Here is a 3,819-nt window from a genome sequence, read left to right on the forward strand (position 1 = left end):
GAAATAAGGCGAAGTATCGTTTTATTTTTCATGAGCATTACATTTTGTATTATGCAATCGTGTAGTACAGAAGAAGCCTTGATACAGAATGAGGCCACTATTAAAACGGTATCAAGAGAGCAGGCAATTCAGATTTTTGCAGCAAAATCCATTACGAACAAGCATTAAAAAAGCAACAAAAACGAGCAATTCACCTAATTATGATGCTATATCACAAGAAGAAATTAGTAATAGCGATCAGTTCTTAACAGTAATTCCATTATTAAATAATGATAAAACGCAGTATAGAAGAATAGTGCTACTAACTATAAATGACACGTTAAAAAATGCAATTTTTACCATGTATCCTGATGGTGAACAAAAGACAAAAGATTTTTCCGGAAGAATAATGATAACAAGTTTATCTGGCGAATTTATGAACGGTTTCAGAGTAAAAGACGGTTTTCTGGTATCTCAGTTTGTATTAAAAATAAATGCTGCCAAATCAACTGCCACAAATAAATCAGCTTCTGATGACCAACCGATACGATTAAACGAAGTTATTATACCACCAAGAAAGAAATCTACAATTCAAATCAATCATATTTTTGACTCATCATCACCAGTATATGATAATTCAACTCCAGACTCATTGATATGGGATTTTGAAAAATACGGTGGTGGCGGTGGTGCATCTGCTGAAGCAGAAGCTGAACCTGTGGTTGAAGAAGAAGAGGATTTTGAAGATAAAATTGATGATAGTGAGTTGGATCCTTGTACAAAAGCAGTTCTTGATAAATTAAAATTGGGCACAGTAAATGATATTTCAACAATGGTAAATCGATTTGATTCTGGGGGTTCAATCAATAACATTTTTTTAAAATTGGGGGTGACAAATCCTAATAATTTTGCAGAAACATCACCAGTGGGTAATTCAAAATTTGATATAAACATTGTACTTAACCAAGATTATATTTATGGCACGCATTTTAATTCAAGACCAACAAATTTATCAGTAGCAACTACTTTAACGCATGAAATAATTCATGCATACCTAGTATCTATTCAAAATGAATTTGATACTGGTTGTGGCACTACTATTTGTGATTTCCCTTCTTTGTTTGATGCGTTTATTGCGTACAAATCATCAAAGGATCCTACAATTCTTCAAGATGAACATGAGGAATTAATTGCAACTAAGTATGTAAATGGAATAGCAGAGACAGTTCAAGAATTTCATACAGGTATACGTGTTGAAAAGGGAATGGCTTCAGAAGTTTATAGAGACTTAGCTTTAAGTGGTTTATATAAGACTAAGTATTTTACAAAAACATATCCTGATGACCAAAACGATGTTAATTATGCTGCGAGACAAAGAATTATAAAAAGGGTACATGCTGAACGTATTGGTCAGAATGTTGGTGAGATTAGTATAGTAGGCAATTCTTGTAATAAATAATTATTAGATGAAATACTTAAAGCAATTTATGTTATTGTTAGCGTTTGTATTTTTGTCGTGCAAAGGTTTAAAATCTTCAAACAAATATGAGCCAATCAAAACATTCTTAATTTCACAAAAATTAAACAAGACATACATTCTTCAACAAGAAAAAATTAGCAACAAACAAGTTCTTCGTATTTTTAATGGAAGTGAAGGTTTAAATCATCTACTGCCGCAAACAGATACTCATGCGTATTTTAATTTGAAGCATTGGAAAAAAATGTATCTGGAATATAAAAATGACACATTACCGCAAGAATGGAAAAAAAGTGATTTCAATGATTTCAAGTTTTTATATGAAAGTAAGAAAGTACTCTTTGGTGAAGCATTTACCCAAAAAATAGCAATGGGGACAGGTAACTATGAAATAATTTTTCTTTCTGAACCACTTTATTATTGGAATAAAAAATATGTTTTATTTTATTATCAAAAAGCATTTCTTTTTGGAGGCGGAACTGCAAGAATTGTAATTATGAAAAGGGAGAAAAATCATTGGAAAGTTGAAAAGGAAATAGGAGATTACATTTATCATTAGTCTTGAATACATCCAAGACCTTTACTAGATTGAGCGTCCCGCTCGTGCCGATTGCCAACAAGCACTATGATTGCAGTTTGTTACAATAAGTTAAGGTATATTTCAATTTAGTGTGTGTTCACGAGCAGGACGCTCGCGTAAGTAGGGATATAATATTTAACCAAACAAATTATCGACCACAAACAACAGAAGCTAACGCAATTAGTAATTAAGGGACTTGTAATTAAAAAATTATGAAAAAATCAATTCTGATAGTATTGTTAATTGTAGTATCAATTGTTGTAATTTATTTTAGTTTACAAAAAGATGAAAATGAAGTGAGGGATTTTGCAGTTGAACTTGTTGATGAAAAAATTCCTTTGGAGCAAATTTTAAAAAAGAGAATTAACTATACTCAAAAACAAAAGGATCTTTGTCTGTTTTTTTTAAAAACTGTTCGAGAGGAGTATCATAAAAACCCCGAAAAAATAGCAATTACGCAATCTGCGGGCAGTAATGTGGATGTTAAAAGTGATGCAGTTAAATTGAACTCAGGTGAGCATTTATTTTATGTGCAGTTTAATAAATCATTGACAATACCTTTTATACTAAACAACAAATCAGAAATAATTATTTTGTTTAACCTTACAAAAGGTGGAGGAGGGAACTTAAATAACTCTCGATCTGATGAAACAATGCATAAATGATTTTTATGTAAAAATCAGCAAACAAAAAACGCCGCAAAAAACAATTTTGCGGCGTTTTATTTATGTTCAAAAATTTTACTTCAAATGCTGTAGCATATCAATTGTCATGGTTGCTAAATCAAACTCATGATTCCAGTTCCAGTCTTCGCGAGCACTGCTGTCATCAATACTGGCAGGCCAGCTGTCGGCAATTTTCTGACGGAAATCTGGTTCGTATGTAATGGTAAATTCAGGAATGTGTTTCTGGATTTCAGCAGCAATTTCTGTTGGTGTAAAGCTCATTGCAGCCAAATTGTATGAGGAACGAATTTTAATTTGCTCAACGGGTGCTTGCATGATTTTAATGGTTGCCGCAATAGCATCGTCCATGTACATCATAGGCATTTTAGTTTCTGAAGATAAAAAACACTCGTATTTTTGATCGGCGAGTGCTTTGTGATAAATATCTACAGCATAATCTGTAGTTCCGCCACCAGGAGGCGATGACCAACTGATCAAACCAGGATAACGTATGCTGCGTACATCTATACCAAAGATATTGTGGTAATACTCACACCATCTTTCACCCGCTTGTTTACTGATTCCATAAACCGTTGATGGCTCCATAACCGTGTATTGTGGCGTGTTTTCTTTAGGGGTTGTTGGTCCAAAAACCGCGATGCTTGATGGCCAAAATATTTTTTTTATTTTTCCGGCTTTCGCCAAATTCAAAACATGAAATAAAGAGTTCATATTCAAGTCCCATGCAAATGCTGGATTTTTCTCGGCTGTTGCCGATAAAAGTGCCGCCATTAAATATACATCGGTAATTTGATGTACTTCAACTAAATGCTCAATCTGATTAAAATCTAACGCATTTACCACTTCAAATGGGCCTGAATTTACGACATCAATATTTAATTTACGGATATCAGAGGCTATAACATTATCTGTTCCGTAAATTGCGCGTAACTTTTGCGTTAGCTCTGTTCCTATTTGGCCACAAGCGCCTATAATTAATATTTTTGTACTCATTTTTTTTAAGTTTTGTTAAGCAAAGATAACGTTTTCGAAAATATCAAAAAATTATTAGAATCTTTATAAAAACACATAAAAATTAGTAATGTGCTATTTCTTAC

At 32.8% G+C, this 3,819-nt stretch carries 4 protein-coding genes; 3 read left to right on the plus strand and 1 reads right to left on the minus strand.

The genetic code is table 11. From position 1 onward, the window contains the following. Positions 1-136 precede the first annotated feature (136 nt). From FPG59_RS14620 to FPG59_RS14630, 3 genes are all read left to right on the plus strand, one after another. Complete coding sequence (locus tag FPG59_RS14620; protein ID WP_086455308.1) at positions 137-1,438, plus strand: hypothetical protein; 1,302 nt, start codon at positions 137-139, stop codon at positions 1,436-1,438. 7 nt (positions 1,439-1,445) lie between these two features. After that, a complete protein-coding gene (locus FPG59_RS14625; RefSeq protein ID WP_086455309.1) occupies positions 1,446-2,015 on the plus strand; it encodes a hypothetical protein in 570 nt (189 codons plus the stop codon). Positions 2,016-2,248: 233 nt separating this feature from the next. After that, positions 2,249-2,701 carry a hypothetical protein gene (locus FPG59_RS14630; RefSeq protein WP_086455310.1) on the plus strand — a complete coding sequence of 151 codons (453 nt, stop codon included), beginning with the start codon at positions 2,249-2,251 and terminating at the stop codon, positions 2,699-2,701. A gap of 75 nt (positions 2,702-2,776) precedes the next feature. On the opposite strand, the gene FPG59_RS14635 is transcribed toward FPG59_RS14630, so the two are convergent. Further along, complete coding sequence (locus tag FPG59_RS14635) at positions 2,777-3,715, minus strand: L-threonine 3-dehydrogenase (RefSeq protein ID WP_086455311.1); 939 nt, start codon at positions 3,713-3,715, stop codon at positions 2,777-2,779. Positions 3,716-3,819 lie beyond the last annotated feature (104 nt).

Origin of the sequence: Flavobacterium sp. FPG59 (genome assembly GCF_002150205.1) — a bacterium.
Lineage (GTDB): Bacteria > Bacteroidota > Bacteroidia > Flavobacteriales > Flavobacteriaceae > Flavobacterium.

Coding starts and splice junctions, on each gene's coding strand:
- FPG59_RS14625 (WP_086455309.1), top strand. CDS start 1,446: ATGAAATACTTAAAGCAATTTATGTTATTGTTAGCGTTTGTATTTTTG.
- FPG59_RS14630 (WP_086455310.1), top strand. CDS start 2,249: ATGAAAAAATCAATTCTGATAGTATTGTTAATTGTAGTATCAATTGTT.
- FPG59_RS14635 (WP_086455311.1), bottom strand. CDS start 3,715: ATGAGTACAAAAATATTAATTATAGGCGCTTGTGGCCAAATAGGAACA.